Annotated in this window: 18 protein-coding genes; 17 read left to right on the top strand and 1 reads right to left on the bottom strand. The window is 71.9% G+C overall.

Annotated elements, in window-relative coordinates; genetic code table 11:
• Positions 1-43: 43 nt before the first annotated feature.
• The 17 genes from AC1DE0_RS05445 (at position 44) to AC1DE0_RS05365 (ending at position 18,646) form a co-directional block, all read left to right on the top strand.
• Positions 44-1,105: a substrate-binding domain-containing protein gene (locus AC1DE0_RS05445; protein WP_478097975.1), complete on the top strand. Its 1,062-nt coding sequence runs from the start codon at positions 44-46 to the stop codon at positions 1,103-1,105.
• Positions 1,106-1,210: 105 nt separating this feature from the next.
• A complete protein-coding gene (locus AC1DE0_RS05440; RefSeq protein WP_478097973.1) occupies positions 1,211-2,443 on the top strand; it encodes a Gfo/Idh/MocA family protein in 1,233 nt (410 codons plus the stop codon).
• Positions 2,444-2,540: 97 nt separating this feature from the next.
• Positions 2,541-3,656, top strand: a complete 1,116-nt coding sequence (locus AC1DE0_RS05435; protein WP_478097971.1) for a sugar phosphate isomerase/epimerase family protein — start codon at positions 2,541-2,543, stop codon at positions 3,654-3,656.
• A gap of 145 nt (positions 3,657-3,801) precedes the next feature.
• On the top strand, positions 3,802-6,543 hold the full coding sequence (locus tag AC1DE0_RS05430) for a PQQ-dependent sugar dehydrogenase (RefSeq protein WP_478097969.1): 2,742 nt from the start codon (positions 3,802-3,804) through the stop codon (positions 6,541-6,543).
• Complete coding sequence (locus AC1DE0_RS05425) at positions 6,426-7,148, top strand: FIMAH domain-containing protein (RefSeq protein ID WP_478097967.1); 723 nt, start codon at positions 6,426-6,428, stop codon at positions 7,146-7,148. The genes AC1DE0_RS05430 and AC1DE0_RS05425 overlap by 118 nt, the downstream gene beginning before the upstream one ends.
• 100 nt (positions 7,149-7,248) lie before the next feature.
• Positions 7,249-8,394: an inositol-3-phosphate synthase gene (locus AC1DE0_RS05420; RefSeq protein WP_478097965.1), complete on the top strand. Its 1,146-nt coding sequence runs from the start codon at positions 7,249-7,251 to the stop codon at positions 8,392-8,394.
• A complete protein-coding gene (locus tag AC1DE0_RS05415; protein WP_478097963.1) occupies positions 8,391-9,338 on the top strand; it encodes an SCO3242 family prenyltransferase in 948 nt (315 codons plus the stop codon). The genes AC1DE0_RS05420 and AC1DE0_RS05415 overlap by 4 nt, the downstream gene beginning before the upstream one ends.
• On the top strand, positions 9,335-10,213 hold the full coding sequence (locus AC1DE0_RS05410; protein ID WP_478097961.1) for a sugar phosphate isomerase/epimerase family protein: 879 nt from the start codon (positions 9,335-9,337) through the stop codon (positions 10,211-10,213). Before AC1DE0_RS05415 ends, AC1DE0_RS05410 begins: the two co-directional genes overlap by 4 nt.
• Positions 10,210-10,833 (top strand): EboA domain-containing protein, encoded by a 624-nt coding sequence (locus tag AC1DE0_RS05405; protein ID WP_478097959.1) that lies wholly within the window; start codon positions 10,210-10,212, stop codon positions 10,831-10,833. The genes AC1DE0_RS05410 and AC1DE0_RS05405 overlap by 4 nt, the downstream gene beginning before the upstream one ends.
• Before the next feature lie 10 nt (positions 10,834-10,843).
• Positions 10,844-11,755 (top strand): TatD family hydrolase, encoded by a 912-nt coding sequence (locus AC1DE0_RS05400; protein WP_478097957.1) that lies wholly within the window; start codon positions 10,844-10,846, stop codon positions 11,753-11,755.
• 3 nt (positions 11,756-11,758) lie between these two features.
• A complete protein-coding gene (gene eboE / locus AC1DE0_RS05395; RefSeq protein WP_478097955.1) occupies positions 11,759-12,967 on the top strand; it encodes a metabolite traffic protein EboE in 1,209 nt (402 codons plus the stop codon).
• A complete protein-coding gene (locus AC1DE0_RS05390) occupies positions 12,964-14,370 on the top strand; it encodes an alkaline phosphatase family protein (protein WP_478097953.1) in 1,407 nt (468 codons plus the stop codon). The genes eboE and AC1DE0_RS05390 overlap by 4 nt, the downstream gene beginning before the upstream one ends.
• Before the next feature lie 73 nt (positions 14,371-14,443).
• Positions 14,444-15,454 (top strand): sugar phosphate isomerase/epimerase family protein, encoded by a 1,011-nt coding sequence (locus AC1DE0_RS05385; RefSeq protein ID WP_478097951.1) that lies wholly within the window; start codon positions 14,444-14,446, stop codon positions 15,452-15,454.
• A gap of 59 nt (positions 15,455-15,513) precedes the next feature.
• Positions 15,514-15,885 carry a VOC family protein gene (locus AC1DE0_RS05380; protein WP_478097949.1) on the top strand — a complete coding sequence of 124 codons (372 nt, stop codon included), beginning with the start codon at positions 15,514-15,516 and terminating at the stop codon, positions 15,883-15,885.
• Positions 15,886-16,014: 129 nt separating this feature from the next.
• On the top strand, positions 16,015-16,395 hold the full coding sequence (locus tag AC1DE0_RS05375) for a YciI family protein (RefSeq protein WP_478097946.1): 381 nt from the start codon (positions 16,015-16,017) through the stop codon (positions 16,393-16,395).
• 4 nt (positions 16,396-16,399) lie between these two features.
• Positions 16,400-17,665, top strand: coding sequence for an RNA polymerase sigma factor (locus AC1DE0_RS05370; RefSeq protein WP_478097944.1), 1,266 nt, complete (start codon positions 16,400-16,402; stop codon positions 17,663-17,665).
• Positions 17,666-17,713: 48 nt separating this feature from the next.
• Positions 17,714-18,646, top strand: a complete 933-nt coding sequence (locus AC1DE0_RS05365) for an alpha/beta fold hydrolase (RefSeq protein ID WP_478097942.1) — start codon at positions 17,714-17,716, stop codon at positions 18,644-18,646.
• A 19-nt stretch (positions 18,647-18,665) separates the two neighbouring features.
• On the opposite strand, the gene AC1DE0_RS05360 is transcribed toward AC1DE0_RS05365, so the two are convergent.
• Positions 18,666-19,187, bottom strand: a complete 522-nt coding sequence (locus AC1DE0_RS05360; RefSeq protein WP_478097940.1) for a flavodoxin family protein — start codon at positions 19,185-19,187, stop codon at positions 18,666-18,668.
• Positions 19,188-19,227: the final 40 nt, after the last annotated feature.

Genomic DNA, 19,227 nt, shown 5'->3' with positions numbered 1-19,227 from the left:
CTCACCGGCAGCACCGCCCCTCTTCGCTCACATAGGAGTCAGCGTGTCCGCAACACTCTCCCGTTCGACCAAGCGCGTCGCCGTCCTGGCGATCACCCTCAGCACGGCGCTCGTCGCCGCGGGGTGCACGAGCAACGACCCGGTCACGACCCCGGCGGCATCGACCCAGACGGCAGGGGGCAACGCCGCGAGCGACAACGACGCCGCGGGCAAGAAGGTCGTCATCGGCTTCTCGGGCCCCGCGGCCGACCACGGCTGGCTCGCCGCCATCAACAACTCGGCGCTCGCCGAGGCGAAGAAGCACTCCGACGTCGAGCTCAAGGCGGCCGAGGGCACCAACGACGCCAGCCTGCAGATCAGCCAGATCGAAACCTTCATCAACGACAAGGTCGACGCGATCGTGCTGCTGCCGACCGACGGCGCCGCCCTGACCGAGGTCGCCACCAAGGCCATGAACGCCGGCATCCCCGTCATCAACGTCGACCGCGAGTTCTCCAGCCCGTTCGCCGCTCGCGCGACGATCCTCGGCGACAACTACGGCATGGGCGTGTCGGCCGGCACCTACGCCTGCAAGCTCGTCAAGGACAAGAGCCTGAGCAACCCCGTCATCGCGGAGATCGCCGGCATCGACGCGCTGCCCCTCACGCAGGACCGCAGCAAGGGCTTCGCCGACGCGCTCAAGGCCTGCGGCCAGACCGTCGACAACCGCGTGGCCGCCGAGTTCACCGTCGAGTCGGGCAACCGCCAGGCGTCCAACCTGCTCCAGGCCGCGAAGAAGATCGACATCCTCTGGAACCACGACGACGACCAGGGTGTCGGCGTCATGGCCGCGCTCGACCAGGCGAACCGCCACGAGATGGCCTTCATCGGCGGAGCCGGCTCGGCCAACGCGATGCGCTGGATCAAGGAGGGCAAGATGGAGGCGACCGTCCTCTACCCGCCCACCCAGGCGGCCGACGGCATCAAGCTCGCGCGACTGGTCGCGCAGGGCAAGGGCATCAGCGACCTCGTCCAGGTCGAGGTCCCGCGGCGCATCGTGCTCAACGCGCCGGTCGTGAACAAGGCGAACGTCGACCAGTACCTGCCGCTCGGCTTCGAGTCCTGACGGGACGGCGCCCACGCCGGAACACGCCTCGGCGTGGGCGCCCGGACCCGGCACGACGCAGACGACCCGAACGCAGCACACCCCCACGTCGGATGTGAGGACGTCATGACCACACCCAACAAGCCCACCCTCGGGGTCGGGATGATCGGCTACGCCTTCATGGGCCGCGCCCACTCCCAGGCCTGGCGCAACGTGCGCAGCTACTTCGACGCGCCGGCCACGCCGCAGCTCGTCGCCGTGGCGGGGCGCAACGAGGCCGCAGCCCGCGACACGGCGGACCGCTTCGGCTGGGCCGGGGTCGAGACCGACTGGCGGCGCCTGCTCGAGCGCGACGACATCGACATCATCGACATCTGCACCCCGGGCGACACGCACGCCGAGATCGCCGTCGCGGCGCTCGAGGCCGGCAAGCACGTGCTCTGCGAGAAGCCGCTCGCCAACTCCGTCGACGAGGCCGAGGCCATGGTCCGGGCCGCCGAGGCGGCCCGTGAGCGGGGGATCCGCTCGATGGTCGGCTTCACCTATCGCCGGGTCCCCGCCATCGCGTACGCGCGCCAGCTCGTCGCGGAGGGAAGGCTCGGCCGCATCCTCCACGTCCGGGGTGCGTACCTGCAGGACTGGCTCGTCGACGCCCAGTCCCCGCTCACCTGGCGGCTCCAGAAGGAGCGTGCCGGCTCGGGTGCGCTCGGCGACATCGGCGCGCACATCGTCGACCTCGCCCAGTTCGTCACGGGCGAGACGCTGACCGGCGTCTCCGCGCTCACCGAGACCTTCGTGCGCGAGCGGCCCGTGGCCGACCCCACGACGATCGGCACCGGAGGCATCGGCGCGACGGCGGCCTCGAACGGCGCCGCGACGACCGGCCCCGTCACTGTGGACGACGCCGCGGTGCTCGTCTCACGCCTCAGCGGAGGTGCCTTGGCGACCTTCGAGGCGACCCGCTTCGCCAACGGCCGCAAGAACGCGATCCGCTTGGAGGTCAACGGAACCGATGGATCGCTGGCCTTCGACTTCGAGGACATGAACGTCCTGCACGTCTTCGACGGCAACGCCCCCGCCCGCGACGCCGGCTTCACCCGGGTGCTCGTCACCGAGGCGAGCCACCCCTACGTCGCGGCCTGGTGGCCGCCCGGCCACGTGCTCGGCTACGAGCACGGCTTCACCCACCAGGCGGTCGACCTGCTGACCGCCATCGCCGAGGGCGCCGACCCTCGTCCTTCCTTCTCCGACGGGCTCCAGGTGCAGCGGATCCTGTCGGCCGTCGAGGCGAGCGCGGAGCGGTCGGGGTCCTGGACCCCGGTCGACGTGGCCCGCGTCTCAGCCCCGGCACCGTCCTGAGCGGGTAGAGGAATCCACCCACTCCGTCTGTCAGACAAGGAGATTCAGCTATACCCGCTCGATCCGTCTCTGTCACCCCCTGAAGGAGCACGCTCACATGCACGACAACGACGTCAACCCGCTCAAGCTCGTCACCAAGCTCGGTCTCAACCGTCGCCAGTTCTTCGCGGCCACGACCGGCATGGCGGCCGCCGTCGCCGTGACGGGTGCCGCCGCAGCCCAGGCCGCACCCGGCGCCAACGGCGTCCTCATCCCGGCACCCCGCCGCGGCATCATCCTCTACACCGTGCGCGACGCTGTCAGCCGCAACCCGCTGACCTCGCCCTACGCCTCCGGTTTCAAGGAGGTCCTGACCGAGCTCTCCTCGATCGGCTACCGCCAGATCGAGTTCGCCGGCCTCACCCAGAACGCCAACGCGGAGGGCGGTGCCAACCTCAACAACGTCGAGGGCGCCACCCTGCTCCGCTCGTGGCTCGACGAGCTCGGCCTGCAGGCCGAGGGCAACCACGGCTCCGTCCCGTCGACCATCACCGACGCCAACATCACGGCGTTCGACACGGCCTGCGAGATCGCCAACATCCTCGGCATGGGCCACATCGGCACCGGCAGCGACCCCACGAGCAGCGCCTACCTCGCCGACTGGGAGGCCGCCGCGGCACGGTGGGACTTCTACGGCGAGCGGGCCTCTCGCCACGGGCTCAAGCTCTACACGCACAACCACGACGTCGCCTACAGCTTCCTGCTCGACAGCGGGCCGCTCGACGCGACCGGCCGACCGACCCGGTCGTCAGGGGTTCGGCGTCTCGAGCACTTCCTCGCCAACACCGACCCGAAGCACGTCTACCTCGAGATGGACATCTACTGGGCCCACGTCGCGCAGTACAAGCACACGACGTACACCGCCCCGGACGGCTCGGTCGTGACGTCGATCTTCGACCCGGCCGCCGTGGTCGCCGCCCAGACGAAGCGCTTCCCGCTCTTCCACGCCAAGGACGGGAAGATCGACACGACGCAGGCCAACGGCTACGTCATGGCGCCCTTTGGGCAGGGCGACATCGACTACTCGACGTTCCTGCGTCGCGTCGGCGCCAAGGGCTCGCACAACCCGATGTGGGAGATGGACACCGCCCCGGGCAACGCGACCACCGCTCCGAACCAGTCGATGGAGCTCTCGAAGGTCAGCTACGACGGGATGGCTGCCCTGCGCGGCTGACCCGCCACCCCTGAACGCACGTCGACCGCCGACCACCGGCGGCCGGCATACCCGGAAACACCGGGACCCGGGAGCGCTGATGCCGTTGCAGCGGCGCGCTCTCCGGGTCCCGGCTTCGCCCGTCTCTGTCAAGAAGGACGTACCGATGAATGCTACTTCCCGATCCAGGGTGAGGAGGCTGGTTGCCACAACTGCGGCAGCCGTCCTCACCTGCACGGCGCTCGGCGCCGTGGCCACCCTCCCGGCCTCGGCCCACGACGGCGTCGACCACGGCACCGAGCCCGCCCTCGACTGGTCGAACTACGAGAAGATCACGCTCACCAAGGACACCGGTGAACCGATCGACATGGCGGTGCTGCCCGACCGTCGTGTGCTCACCACGGCCCGCAACGGCGACGTCCGCCTCGTCGACCCCGACTCGGGCGTCACCAAGGTCGTCAACACGCTGCCCGTCTACAACAACTCCGAGGACGGCCTCCAGACCGTCACCCTCGACCCCGACTTCCAGACGAACAAGTGGGTCTACCTCTACTACGCACCCAAGACGATGACGGCGCCCTACATCGCGTCGACCCCGACCGGCTCCGCGCCGAACAGCCTTCCCGCCGGGGCTGACGCCTCGTACTGGGACCAGTGGAAGGGCTACAACCAGCTCAGCCGGTTCAAGTGGGACGACGCCACCGACAAGCTCGACCTGTCGACCGAGCAGGCGATCCTCAAGGTGGAGACTCAGCGCGGCCAGTGCTGCCACGTCGCGGGTGACGTCGACTTCGACGCCGACGGCAACCTCTACCTGTCGACCGGTGACAACACGCCGGCGAGCGCACCGGGTGCCAACGGCTTCGCGCCGAACAACAACGCGCCCGGCTTCAACCCGGGCTTCGACTCGCGTCGCGGCGCCGGCAACACCAACGACCTGCGCGGCAAGATCCTGCGCATCCACCCGGAGGCCGACGGGTCCTACACGATCCCGGCCGGCAACCTCTTCGCGCCAGGCACGGCCAAGACCCGCCCCGAGATCTTCGTCATGGGCGTGCGCAACCCGTTCCGCATGGATGTCGACCCCGTGACGAACTCCGTCTCGTGGGGCGACTACGGCCCCGACGCCGGCGCCCCGGACGCAGCGCGTGGCCCGATGGGCTACGTCGAGTGGCAGACGACGGCGATCAACCGGCCGATCAACGGCGGCTGGCCGTACTGCCACGGCCCGAACGCCAACTACAACGAGTGGAACTTCGCGACGGCGACGCCCGGCCCGTGGTTCGACTGCAACGCCGGTGCACAGAACAACTCGACCTGGAACACCGGTCTGGCCCAGGTGCCGCCTGCGACCGCCCCGACGCTCTACTACGGCGACAACAACACCCACCAGCCGTGGCCCGAGCTGACCGACTTCGACCCGCAGGGCGGGCAGGGACCGATGGGTGGCCCCGTCTACCACTACGACGCCGCCAACCCGTCGACGACGAAGTTCCCGGCCTACTGGGACAAGAAGGCGTTCTTCGCCGAGTTCTCGCAGGACTACCTCGCCGTCTTCGACGTGCAGTGGCCCAACGGACCCGTCGACCACATCCAACACTTCCTGCCCAACAAGGACCTCGAGACGAACGGCCAGCCGATCACCGACAGCCCGATCGACATCGAGTTCGGGCCGGACGGCTCGCTCTACGTCCTCGACTACGGCGACGGCTTCTTCCGGCAGAACCCCGACGCAGGCCTCTACCGCATCGACTACTCGCCCGGGAACAAGGCACCGCAGGCCAGCATCAAGGCCACCCCGGCGAGCAGCAGCACCGCGCCGCTGACGGTCGCCTTCGACGCGTCCGGCTCGGTCGACCCCGAAGGCGGGGCCCTCACCTACGAGTGGGACTTCAACGGTGACGGCACGTTCGACGCGACCGGTGTCACGGCGAGCTTCACCTACACCGAGCTCGGCAAGTACACGGCGCGTCTGCGCGTCACCGACCCGGAGGGCCGTCGCGGCCTGACGAGCACGTCGATCAGCGTCGGCAACGTCGCCCCGACCATCACCATCGCGACCCCGCCCAACGGTGGCTTCTTCGACTGGGGCCAGGCCGTGCCGTTCGACGTCAAGACCTCGGACCCCGAGGACGGCACCGCCACGGCGTGCTCCCGCGTGAGCTGGACCTTCGGTCTGGGCCATGACGCGCACGCCCACCCGCTGAGCCAGGGCACGGGCTGCCAGTTCGCGATCCCGACCCCGGCCGACGCGACCCAGCACGGCGAGACCGAGAACATCTTCGGCGTCGTCGTCATCACCTACACCGACAACGGTGCCAATGGACTGCCCGGTGCGACCACCACCGAGCAGCTGATCCTCAACCCCAAGAAGCAGGAGGCCGAGTGGGCCGACGCGTCGCAGGGTGTGGAGATCACGGCCGACACGACGGCGAGCGGACTGCGCAAGGTCACCTCGTTCGACGCCGGTGACTGGCTGGCCTGGGACCCGGCGAACCTCGTCGGCGTCACGGGCGTCAGCGCCCGCGCCACCGGCACCGGCACCCTCTCCCTGCGTTGGGACTCGCCGACCGCGGCTCCCTTCGGCACCATCGCGGTGAACGGCTCCGGCTGGACCGATGCGGCAGCGACCCTGTCGTCGAAGCCCACCGGCACCGGCAAGCTCTACGTCACCTCTTCCGGTGGGGTCGTGCTCGACTCCCTCACGTTCGTGGGCAACGGCGTCGCCGACGTCACGCCCCCGGCGGTGGCGGCGACGCTGAGCCCGGCCACCCCGAACGGGGCGAACGGGTGGTACACGAGCAACGTCACCGTGACGGTCACACCGCGACCGACAACGGCACCGTCGCCTCGCGTCAGCGCTCCACGGACGGCGGGACCACGTGGGTCAACGCCAACACCGCACTGACGATCTCGACCGAGGGCACGACCACCGTGCTCTACCGCGCGACCGACAACGGCGGCAACGTCTCCCAGGTCGGCTCGCTGACGGTCAAGCTCGACAAGACGGCCCCGGCCGTCGCGGTCTCCGGCGTGGCCGAGGGCGCCTCGGTCGGCAACTCAGGTGACCTCACCTGGACGGCGACCGACGCCACGAGCGGCATCGACACAGTGACGGCCACCGTCGACGGCACGGCCGTCGCGGCGGACAAGCCGCTTGCCCTCTGGCGGCTCCCGCTCGGCAGCCACACGCTCGTCGTCAAGGCGACCGACAAGGCCGGTCTCGCCACGACGACGACGAGGACGTTCACCACGACGACCTCGCTCGGCACGCTGACGGCACTGACGGAGCGACTGTCCAGCGAGGGTCTCGTCACCCCGGCCGGCGGGAAGGAGCTCGAGAAGCGGCTCCAGCAGGCCGAGAAGCACATCGCGGGTAGCCGCACCAACGCGGCCGTCTCGCAGCTCGAGGGCTTCGTCGCAGCAGCGAAGGCCGGCTCCAACGTCCGCGACGCGGCGGCCTCGGCCGCCCTGCAGCGCGACGCCAACGCAGTCATCGCCTCGCTGCGCTGACCGCACACCCGATGACCCGGCGGCGGGAGGACCCATCTCCCGCCGCCGGGCCACCGGACCCCGAAGCCTTACCCCGGAACCAGCTCGAAGGAGAGCGAAAATGACCGACGACCGAACCGGACTCTGGCTGGTCGGGGCGCGCGGCTCCGTCGCAACCACGGTCGCGACGGGCCTGGCCCTCATCACGGCCGGAGGCGCAGCGCCCGACGGGCTCGTCACCGAGCAGCCCGAGCTCGTCGACGCGGGCCTCGTGCCGCTCGACCGCATCGTCATCGGGGGCCACGACGTCTCGGAGGTGCCGCTCGTCAAGCGGGCCGCGCAGCTCGCCGACGCCGGCGTCGTTCCCCACGCCGCGCTCACCCTCGCCGCCGACCAGCTCGAGCGCGACTGCGCCCGCGTGCGCATCGGGCACCGCGTGGGCGCCGAGACCCAGCGCGAGGCCGTCGACCGGCTCGCCGCCGACATCCGTACCTTCGCCGAAGCCGAGTCGCTGAGCCGGGTCGTCGTCGTCAACGTCAGCTCCACCGAGCCGGTTGCTGCCGAAAAACCGGCGCACGCCTCGCTCGAGGCACTCGAGTCCGCCTGGGCCGCCGGCGAGGCACCACTGCCGCCCAGCTCCGTGTATGCCGCAGCCGCTTTCACGGCCGGCGCTGCCTTCGTCGACTTCACCCCGTCGACGGGCGCACGCCTGCCTGCCCTCGCCGAGCTCGCCCAACAGCGCGGTGTGCCGTGGGGCGGCAGCGACGGCAAGACGGGCGAGACCCTCGTGAAGTCGGTGCTCGCCCCGATGTTCGCGGCGCGCTCGCTGCGGGTCCGCTCGTGGGCCGGCACCAACCTGCTCGGTGGTGGCGACGGTGCGACTTTGGCCGACCCCGACGCGATGGAGAGCAAGGCGCGCAGCAAGGCGCGCGGCCTCGAGGAGATGCTCGGCCACCCGGTCGACGGCCCGGTCCACATCGACAACATCGCCGACCTCGGCGACTGGAAGACGGCGTGGGACCACCTCACGTTCTCGGGGTTCCTCGGCACGCGCATGTCGATGCAGTTCACGTGGCAGGGGTGCGACTCGAGCCTTGCCGCGCCGCTCGTCATCGACCTTGCTCGGCTCGCCGACCTCGCCCTGAGGCGGGGAGAGGTCGGCCCGCTCACGGCGCTGGGGTTCTTCTTCAAGGACCCCGTCGACTCGCGCGAGCACCGGCTCTTCGAGCAGCACCGAGTGCTGACGGAGTGGGCGACCGCGTCGTGACCCGCCTTCGCGACCTGGTCGAGCTGGTGCGGGCGCCRGCCGCACTCACCGTGCCCGGCGACACGCTCGCCGGCGCCGCGGCCTCGGGGTGGCCGGGCGGCGCCCGCACCGCCCTGCTGCCGGTCGCGTCGACGTGCCTCTACTGGGCGGGCATGGCGCTCAACGACTGGGCGGACCGCGACCTCGACGCCACTGAGCGCCCCGAGCGACCGATCCCCTCCGGGCGGGTGCCGGCCGGTGCAGCCCTCGGCGTGGCCGCCGGCCTGACGGTCGGCGGGGTCGCCGTGGCCGGCCTGGCGGCGGGCCGGGCGGGAGCGGCCGTGGCGGGACTGCTCGCAGCCGCGGTCTGGGCCTACGACCTCGGCCCCAAGGACGGACCGGTCGGCGTGGCCACTATGGCCTCGACCCGCGCCCTCGATGTCGCCCTGGGCGCCAGTGCCGGCGGGCTCGTGGGGATCCGCCGGGCTCTCGCGCCCGCGGCCATCGTCGGCGCACACACGGCTGGAGTCACCGCGCTGAGCCGGGGCGAGGTGCACGGTGGCTCGGCCTCCACCGCGCGGGCCGTGGCGATCGGCACGGCAGCGATCGGCACGGCGGCGGTCGCCGCCGCCAGCGCGGTCCTGGGCCCGGCAGCGGCGGGGCTCACGGCGGCGGCCGGTCGAGCACCGACCGCACCCAAGACCCGGCTGCGGTCCGCCGGCTCGCTGGCGCTCTCGACGGCGATGGCCGCCTGGTACGCGCGTGACGTCCTGCGAGCCCAGCTCGATGCCGTCCGGTCGCCCGACGCCGCGACAGTCCGACGAGCCACCGGTCACGGCATCCGAGGGTTCGTGCCGCTGCAGGGCTCGCTGGTCGCCGGCCGCGGCCGCCCGCTGGCCGCGCTGGCGCTCGCGGCGTCGGTGCCCCTCGGCCGGCTCGCGATGAGGCGGGTGTCGGCGACATGAGCCTGCGCTTCGGCTACGGCCTCAACGGCTTCACCGACCACCGGCTCCCCGACGCCCTGGCGGTGCTGGCCGACCTCGGCTACGACGGAGTGGCGCTCACCCTGGACCACGCCCACCTCGACCCCCTCGCGCCGGACCTGCCCGCGCGCACCCGCCGGGTCGGCGATCTCCTCGCGCGGCACGGTCTCGGCGTCGTCGTCGAGACCGGTGCCCGCTACGTGCTCGACCCCCGACGGAAGCACGAGCCGACGCTGGTCTCCAACGAAGGCAGTGGACGTCGAATCAACCTGTTGGAGAGAGCGATTCGCGTCGCCAGTGAGATCGGGTCGCCGGCCGTCTCGTTCTGGAGCGGCATCGCTCCCGAGGGGTCGACCCCGGACGAGCTGTGGTCCCGGGTCGAGGACGGCGTGACGCGACTCCTGCCGCTGGCCGAGACCCACGGCGTCGACCTCGCCCTCGAGCCCGAACCCGGCATGTTCGTCGAGCGCATCGCCGACGTGGTCGAGCTGCGCAGCCGCCTCGGCGACCCGGAGCGGCTGCGCGTGACGATCGACGTCGGCCACCTGCGGTGCACCGAGGACCTGGACCCCGACGCCTGCGTGCTCGCCGCGGGCGACCTCGTCGCGAACGTCCAGATCGACGACATGCGTCGCGGGGTGCACGAACACCTGCCGTTCGGCGAGGGCGAGGTCGACTTCCCGCCCGTCCTCGCGGCGCTCGCGGCCCTCCGGTTCGACGGGCTCGTGGCCGTCGAGCTGCCCCGCCACTCGCACGCAGCGCCCGCGCTCGCAGCCGCGAGCCTCGAGTTCCTCAGAGCCGCTGAGCGGCGCGCGGAGGAGTCCAAGACGCGAAGACCCCAGGAGGTGGGCCGATGAGCCCGACCACGAACCAGGTCAAGACGATCGACGCCATGCTCGCCGAGGTCGCCCGCGACCCCGGCTCCATCGAGCGGCACTTCCCCGCCGCGGCACGGACAGCGGTCAGGGAGGGTGCTGACGGCGACGCGGCCCGGGAGGCGCTGCTGCTCGCGGTCCCCGGCGAGACGGCACACGTCGTCGGTCTCGTGCGTCGGCTGTACGAGCAGGGTGATGCGGCCGAGAGGCGCGCGGTGCTGCTCGCGCTGCCCGCGCTGGACGCAGAAGGACGGATGAACCGCATCGGCGACGCGGCGCTCCCGATCGTTCGGGATGCCTTGCGCACCAACGACACCCGTCTCGTCGCCGCCGCCCTCACGGCGTATGCCGCAGCCCACCTCGACGATGACGCGTGGCGGCAGGCGGTGCTCAAGGTGCTCTTCACCGGCATCCCGGTCGACCGGGTCGCCGGCCTCGCCGACCGCTCCGACGCGGAGCTCGCCCGGATGGTGCGCGACTACGCCGCCGAGCGCGAGGCGGCCGGACGCGCGGTTCCCCCGGAGGCGTACGTCGTCCTCTCGATGGCCGACCGCTCCGAGCCGACCGAGCCCGACATCCCCGATCCCCACCACCCTGACTGAGGAGCATCCCGTGCGCATCTTCGACCCCCACATCCACATGACGTCCCGTACGACGGACGACTACACGCGCATGTATGCCGGCGGCGTGCGTGCCGTGGTCGAACCCTCGTTCTGGCTCGGGCAGCCGCGCACCAACGTCGGCTCGTTCTGCGACTACTTCGACGCGCTGCTCGGCTGGGAGCCGTTCCGAGCCTCGCAGTACGGCATCGCCCACCACGCGACGATCGGCCTCAACCCCAAGGAGGCCAACGACGCCGGTTGCCGCGAGGTGCTCGAGGTCTTGCCGCGCTACCTCGCGAAGGACCGGGTCGTCGCCGTCGGCGAGCTCGGCTACGACTCGATGACGGCCGAGGAGGACGACGTCTTCGCCGCCCAGCTCGCGCTAGCCGTCGACCACGAGCTGCCCGCCCTCGTGCACACGCCGCACCGCGACAAGCTCGCCGGCACACGGCGCACCCTCGACGTCGTGCGCGAGTCGGGGCTGGCCCGGGGCGCCGTCCTCGTCGACCACCTCAACGAGATGACGGTCGGTGTCGTCGCCGAGTCCGGCTGCTGGATGGGCTTCTCCGTCTACCCCGACACGAAGATGGACGAGCACCGCATGGTCGAGATCCTGCGGCGCTACGGGCTCGAGCGGATGATCGTCAACTCCGCCGCCGACTGGGGCAACAGCGATCCCCTCAAGACTGTGCGCGTCGCCGAGGCGATGCTCGACGCGGGCTACAGCGCCGACGACGTCGACCGCGTGCTCTGGCGCAACCCGGTGGAGTTCTACGGCCAGAGCGGCCGGCTCGAGCTGCCCGAGACCCCGGCGCCCGATACCGTCGAGACCGCAGAGACCGTCGAGACCGTCGAGCCTGACCTCGTCAGCGCCGGGGCGACGTTCATGGGCAACTCCGTGCTCCGCGGCGCGAGGGAGTGAGCCGTGCGTCTGCTCCACGCCGACGGCCAGACCGTCCACGTCGCGTACTGCACCAACGTCCACCCCGGTGAGGACCTCGACACGATCATCGGCCAGCTCGACCGCTTCGCCGTGCCCGTCCGCCGCCACCTCGGCTCCGACCTGCTCGGGCTGGGTCTGTGGCTCAGCTCGCCCGTCGCTCGCGAGCTGGCCGGGGACCCGCGGCAGGTGGACCGGCTGCGGGCCGCCCTCGACGCACGCGGCCTCGAGGTCGTGACGCTCAACGGGTTCCCCTACCGCGGCTTCCAGGAGGAGGTCGTCAAGCACCGCGTCTACCGCCCCGACTGGACCGAACCGGCACGCCTGGCCTACACCACCGACCTCGCCGACGTCCTGGCCCGGCTGCTGCCCGACGACGCTGCGCGGGGGAGCATCTCGACCCTGCCCTTCGGCTGGCGTCACCCGTGGTTCGGCGACCGGCAGGTGCTCGCCGCCGAGCAGTTCGACCGTCTCGCCGACCACCTGCGCGCCCTCCGCGACCGCAGCGGCCGCGAGATCCGCGTCGCCGTCGAGCCGGAGCCGGGCTGCGTCATCGAGACGACGACCGAGCTCGTCGAGCGGATGGACGGCTGGGACGAGGAGGTGCTGGGTGTCTGCCTCGACCTGTGCCACCTCGCGGTCGGTTTCGAGGACGCGGCGGTCGCCGTGCCCCGACTGGCCGCCGCGGGGCGACAGGTCGTCAAGGCGCAGGTCTCGGCCGCCCTCCACGTCGCGCACCCCGGCGACCCGGCCACCCGCGACGCGCTCGCCGCCTTCGACGAGGACCGGTTCCTCCACCAGGTGCGCGCGTGCGGCGAGCACGGCGCCGACGGGTCGCGGGGGCCACTGCGGGCGCGCGACGACCTCGGCGACGCCCTCGGGGGTCGCCGCCCCCTCGACCCGGCCCCGGGCGGCGTCGAGCAGCCGTGGCGGGTGCACTTCCACGTTCCGCTCGACCACGCCCCCGAGCCGCCGCTCGCCGCCACCACCTCGGACCTGCGCGACTCTCTCGCCGTGCTCGTCGGTGGCAAGACCGCCCGAACCGACCACCTCGAGGTCGAGACCTACACGTGGTCCGTCGTCCCCGAGGCCGTGCGCCCGACGGACGACGCAGCCCTCGCCGCGAGCATCGCCGGCGAGCTCGCCTGGCTGCGCGACACCCTCATCGACCTCGGCCTCAAGGAGACCGCATGAACCAGCCCCCCACTCCTTCCAGCAAGGTCCTGCTGCTCGACGTCGTCGGCCTGACGCCGCGCGCCCTCGCAGACATGCCCCGGCTGTCACGGCTCGCGCACGCCGGCTGGCAGGCCCCGCTCGAGACCGTGCTGCCCGCGGTCACCTGCTCGGTGCAGTCGACGATGCTCACCGGCCGACCGGTCGCCGACCACGGCGCCGTGGGCAACGGGTGGTACTTCCGCGACCTCGGCGAGGTCTTCCTCTGGCGCCAGCACAACGCGCTCGTCGAGGGCGAGAAGGTCTGGGACGCGCTGCGCCGCGCCAACCCCGGCGCCCGCGTCGCGAACGTCTGCTGGTGGTACGCGATGGGCATGGACGTCGACTCCATCGTCACACCGCGACCGATCTACCACGCCGACGGACGCAAGTCGCCCGACTGCTACACGCGCCCGGCGGGCTTGCACGACACGCTCACTGACCGGCTCGGGCCGTTCCCCCTGTTCCGGTACTGGGGCCCGACGGCGTCCATCGCGTCGTCGCGCTGGATCGTCGAGGCGACCCGCATGCTCCTGCCCGAGCACGACCTGACGCTGTCCTACGTGCCGCACCTCGACTACGACCTGCAGCGCTTCGGTCCGGAGTCGCCCGAGGCCCGGGCCGCGGCGCGCGAGCTCGACGGCGTGCTCGCCCCGCTGCTCGACGACGCGGAGCGCCTGGGTGTCAGCGTGCTCGTCGTCAGCGAGTACGGCATCACCGCCGTCGACCAACCCGTCGACATCAACCGGGTGCTGCGCCGCGCCGGGCTGCTCGAGGTGCATACGCAGGCCGGCATGGAGTACCTCGACCCGTGGGCGTCCGAGGCCTTCGCTGTCGCCGACCACCAGGTCGCGCACGTCTACGTGCGCGACCCCGACCGCGTGGACGAGGTGCGTGCGCTCCTCACGGCCACCCCCGGCGTCGACCAGGTGCTCGACCGAGCCGGCCAGGCGGCATACGGCCTCGACCACGAGCGCTCGGGCGACCTCGTCCTCGTCGCCGACCCCCGCGCGTGGTTCACGTACTACTACTGGCTCGACGACGAGCGCGCCCCCGACTTCGCGCGCGGCGTCGAGATCCACCGCAAGCCCGGCTACGACCCGGCCGAGCTGTTCTTCGACCCCGCCGACCGCACGGCGAAGGCACGCGCCGGGCTGAGCCTGGTGCGCAAGAAGCTCGGGCTCCGGTACGCCATGAGCGTCGTGCCGCTCGACCCGACGTGGGTGCGGGGCAGTCACGGACGGCTGCCTGCCGATCCCGCCGACGGGCCGGTCGTCCTCGCCTCCGACAGCGCCCTGCGCCGTGAGACGGTGACGGCAGCGGACGTCCACGACCTCGTGCTCGAGGCGGCGGGAGCCGCCGTCGCCGTCACGAACACCCTCTGACCCACGAGCAGCACCCCACAGCAGCAGCAACTCACAGCAGTAGCAACTCACAGCAGCAGCAAGGAGATCCACGATGACCCGACCCATCACCCTCTTTACCGGACAGTGGGCCGACCTGCCCTTCGAGGAGGTGTGCCGCCTCGCCGGCGAGTGGGGCTACGACGGCCTCGAGATCGCCTGCTGGGGTGACCACTTCGAGGTCGACCGCGCCCTCACCGAGGACGGCTACATCGAGGGCCGCCACGAGATCCTCGAGCGCCATGGCCTGAAGGTGTGGGCCATCTCCAACCACCTCGTCGGGCAGGCTGTGTGCGACGACCCGATCGACCAGCGCCACCAGGACATCCTGCCCGCGTCGGTGTGGGGCGACGGCGACCCCGAGGGCGTGCGCAAGCGGGCGGCCGAGCGGATGGCCGACACCGCCCGCGCCGCCGCGAAGCTCGGCGTCGACACCGTCATCGGCTTCACCGGCTCGGCGGTCTGGAAGTACGTCGCGATGTTCCCGCCGGTGGGCGACGACGTCATCCAGGCCGGGTACGCCGACTTCGCCGACCGCTGGAACCCGATCCTCGACGTCTTCGACGAGGTCGGCGTGAAGTTCGCGCACGAGGTGCACCCGAGCGAGATCGCGTACGACTACTGGAGCACCGTCGCCACGCTGGAGGCGATCGGCCACCGCGAGACCTTCGGGCTCAACTGGGACCCGAGCCACATGGTGTGGCAGGACCTCGACCCGGCCGCGTTCATCTGGGACTTCAAGGACCGGATCTACCACGTCGACTGCAAGGACACCCGCAAGCGGATCGGCAACGGCCGCAACGGTCGTCTCGGCTCGCACCTGCCGTGGGGTGACCCGCGGCGCGGTTGGGACTTCGTCTCGACCGGCCACGGTGACGTGCCCTGGGAGGACTGCTTCCGCACCCTCAACGCGATCGGCTACGACGGTCCGATCTCCATCGAGTGGGAGGACGCCGGCATGGACCGTCTCGTCGGTGCGCCCGGTGCCCTCGAGTACGTCCGTGCCCTCAACTTCGAGAAGCCCGAGGCTGCCTTCGACGCGGCCTTCAGCAGCAGCAAGGACTGACCCCGCCGACGCCGGCGAACGGGAGGCGAGCCCTGCCCCGACAGGTCTACCGTCGGGGCATGGCACTCGTCCAGATCGCCCAGCGGGCCGAGGACCTCGGCCGCGCGTCCACCTTCTACGCCGACCTGCTCGGCGCCGAGCCGCTCGCGACGTTCGACCCGCCCGGTCTCGTCTTCTTCGACCTCGGCGGCGTGCGCCTGCTGCTCGACGGCGGTGCGCCGAGCGCGCTCGTCTACCTCGGCGTCGACGACATCGACGCGACGGTCGAGCGGCTGCGTGGCGCAGGGGTCGAGGTGCGCAGCGAGCCGCACGTCATCTTCGGCCACGACGACGACACGCTCGGCCCGGCGGGCACCGACGAGTGGATGGCGTTCGTCGTCGACTCCGAGGGCAACCTCGTCGGTCTCGTCGAGCAGCGCCCGCGCACCTGAGCGAAGGCCTTCCCGGCCGTTCGGTCGATCTGCCCGGGTCGCGTTCGTGTAGACGGTGGAGGTGCACGCAGGGTGCGGCCTCCAGCATCCACCACGACCGGCCGGTGAACCCGGCAGGAGGAGACGACGATGAAGACCTACCTGATCAGCCTGTTCTCGCCCGACGGCCCGCCGCCGGAGGACGTCGACCTCAGCCGCATCATGGCCGACCTCGAGGTCGTCAACGACGACATCCGCGCCGCCGGCAGCTGGGTGTTCGCTGGCGGCCTCGGCGACCAGGCGAGTGCCACGACGATCCGCAAGAGCGACCCGGTCGCCGACGCAGTGCTCACGGACGGCCCCTTCGTCGAGGCCAAGGAGCACCTCGGCGGTTTCACGATCGTGCGGTCCGACGACTACGACGCCGTGCTCCGGTGGGGCGAGCGGATCGCGGGCGCCACGGGGCTGCCCGTCGAGGTGCGTCCCTTCGTCGACCAGGACGACGCCGGCCAGAAGCCGACCGACCGCTGACGTGATGGGTGACCAGGGCGAGCAGGTCGACCACGGTGCCGTCACCGGTGCGGACATCGCGCGCGTCTTCCGTGCCGAGCACGGGCGCGCGGTGTCCGTCCTCATCCGCACGCTCGGCGACATCGACCTGGCCGAGGACGCCGTGCAGGACGCGTTCGCCGTGGCGGTCGAGCGGTGGCCCCGAGAAGGTATGCCGCCCAGCCCCGCCGGCTGGATCATCACGACCGCACGCAACCGGGCGGTCGACCGCCTGCGTCGCGAGTCGACGCGCGAGGCCCGGCACGAGGAGGCCCTCGTCGTCCATGCTCCGCCCGAACCCCGTGAGGAGGGGCCCGTGAAGGACGAACGCCTGCGGCTCGTCTTCACCTGCTGCCACCCGGCCCTGTCGACCGAGGCGCGCGTGGCCCTGACGCTCCGCCTGCTCGGTGGCCTCTCGACCCCCGAGATCGCCCACGCGTTCCTCGTGCCCGAGGCGACGATGGCGCAGCGGATCGTGCGCGCCAAGAAGAAGATCCGCGACACCGCCATCCCCTACCGCGTGCCGCGTGACGCGGACCTGCCCGGCCGCCTCGTTGGGGTGCTCGCGGTCATCTACCTCGTCTTCAACGAGGGGCACACGGCGACGTCCGGCGACGACCTCGGGCGTCCGGACCTCTCGGCCGAGGCGATCCGGCTCGGCCGCGTCCTCGTCGAGCTGATGCCCGACGAACCGGAGGCGATGGGCCTGCTCGCCCTCATGCTGCTCACCGAGGCCCGCCGGCCGGCGCGCACCGACGCCGCGGGTGACCTCGTGCTGCTCGCCGACCAGGACCGCTCTCGGTGGGACGCGGCCATGCTCGAGGAGGGCCGCGACCTCGTGCGCAGGTGCCTGCGCCGGAACGCGCCGGGGCCCTACCAGCTGCAGGCCGCCGTCAACGCCGTGCACACCGACGCCGCGCACGCGGCCGACACGGACTGGGCGCAGGTCGTCCAGCTCTACGACCACCTGTTGCGCCTCGCACCCACCGACGTCGTGCGCCTCAACCGTGTCGTCGCCGTCGCCGAGGTGTACGGGCCCGAGAGGGCGCTCGCGGACGTCGACCGTCTTCCCCTCGACGGCTACACGCCCTTCCACGTCGTGCGGGCCGAGCTGCTCGGTCGGGTCGGGCGCTGGGGCGACGCCGCGGCCGAGTGGACGCGGGCGGCCGAGCTCAGCGTCAACACCCCGGAGGCCAGGCACCTGCGCTCCCGGGCCTCCGCGGCGAAGGAGCACGCCCTCGGCGTCAGGTGATCGGGCGCCCCTCGTCGCCCGCAAGGGTCAGGCGGGTTACCGTGCGGTATGACGACGTTGCCGGGCACGGCGCCCCTCGGTCTCGCCGCCCCCTGGGGTGGCCGCAGCCACACGCTCGACCTCGACGGGCCCGTCCACTGGGTCGACTTCGGTGGTCCAGAGGGCGACGCCGCGGGCGCCCCGCCCGTCGTCCTCGTGCACGGTCTCGGCGGCTCCCACCTCAATTGGGTGGGCATCGCCCCGGCCCTCACACGCTCGCGCCGTGTCGTGGCGCTCGACCTGCCCGGCTTCGGGCTGAGCCCGGCCGGGGGCCGCTCCACCACGGTGCAGCACAACGCGGCCGTGCTCAGCCGCTTCGTCCACGAGGTACTCGGCCGCCCGGTCGTCCTTGTCGGCAACTCGATGGGCGGCATGGTCTCGCTGCTGCTCGCCGAGCGCCGCCCCGAGCAGGTGGCCGGCGTCGCCCTCGTCGACCCGTCGCTGCCGACGCCCGGCCTGCGACCCGACCCGCAGGTGGCGCTCACCTTCGGGCTGTATGCCGTGCCGCACGTCGGTGAGCGCTTCGTCCGGCGCCTCAACACCCGCTACACCGATCGCGAGCGGGTGATCGGCACCGTCAACCTCTGCTTCGCCGACCCGACGCGGGCCGACCCCGACGTCGTCGACGCCGGGGTGCGCCTCGTCGCCTGGCGCCGCGAGCACGGCATCTCCGAGTCGGAGTTCCTCGGGGCGGCGCGCTCGATCCTCGCGATGCTGCGCCGTCCCCGGCGCTACGACGCCCTCATCGCCGGGGTGCGGCAGCCCGTCCTCCTCGTGCACGGCACCCGCGACCGGCTCGTGCCGGTCGGGGCCGCCCAGCGCACCGCGCGGCTGAACCCGGGGTGGCAGACGGCCTACCTCGACGGGATCGGGCACACGCCGCAGCTCGAGGCGCCCGAGGAGGTCCTCGGTCACCTCGAGCCGTGGCTCGCCTCGCTCTAGCGGGCCGTTCCCAGACGAGTCACGAGACGCCGTGCGAGACGCGCGCTGCGAGCTCGGCGCCCCAGCGTTCGGCCCGCTCGACCTCACCGGGCACGATCGGCCCTGGCGTGCCCTCCACCCAGAACGTCTCACCCTGTTCCGCCCGCTCGAAGCCCTTGTGCCGCAAGGCCTTCGCTGCGGCGCGCGCCGCCGATCCGGGCAGCATCCGCACGTGCACGCGGGTGTCGAAGGTGACGACCGGGAGGTTCGTCCGCGGCGTCAGGGACTCGATCCACTCCCGCACGCCGGCGCGTGACGGCGTCCCACCCTCGGTCGTGGCGTCAAGCCTCGTCTGCGGGCGGGTCATGCCGAAGGCGTGGGTGGGGCCGCCGACGAGGAGCAGGTCGACGTCGTCGTCGATGGTGGCCGGTGCGTCGTCGACGTGCACGAGCCTCACGCCGTCGTCGCCCGGATGTCTGCCCCGCCGCAACCCCGCGGCGATGGCGGCCGCGATCTCCCGGGTGTTGCCGAACATGGACTCGTGGACGATGAGGACGTTCATCATGCACATCCCTTCCGCCGACAACGCTACGCCGGAGCAC

The organism is Terrabacter sp. 05T424, assembly GCF_056396225.1.
The sequence above is the reverse complement of the archived record's forward strand: the minus strand, read 5'-3'. Positions and strand labels throughout refer to the sequence as shown.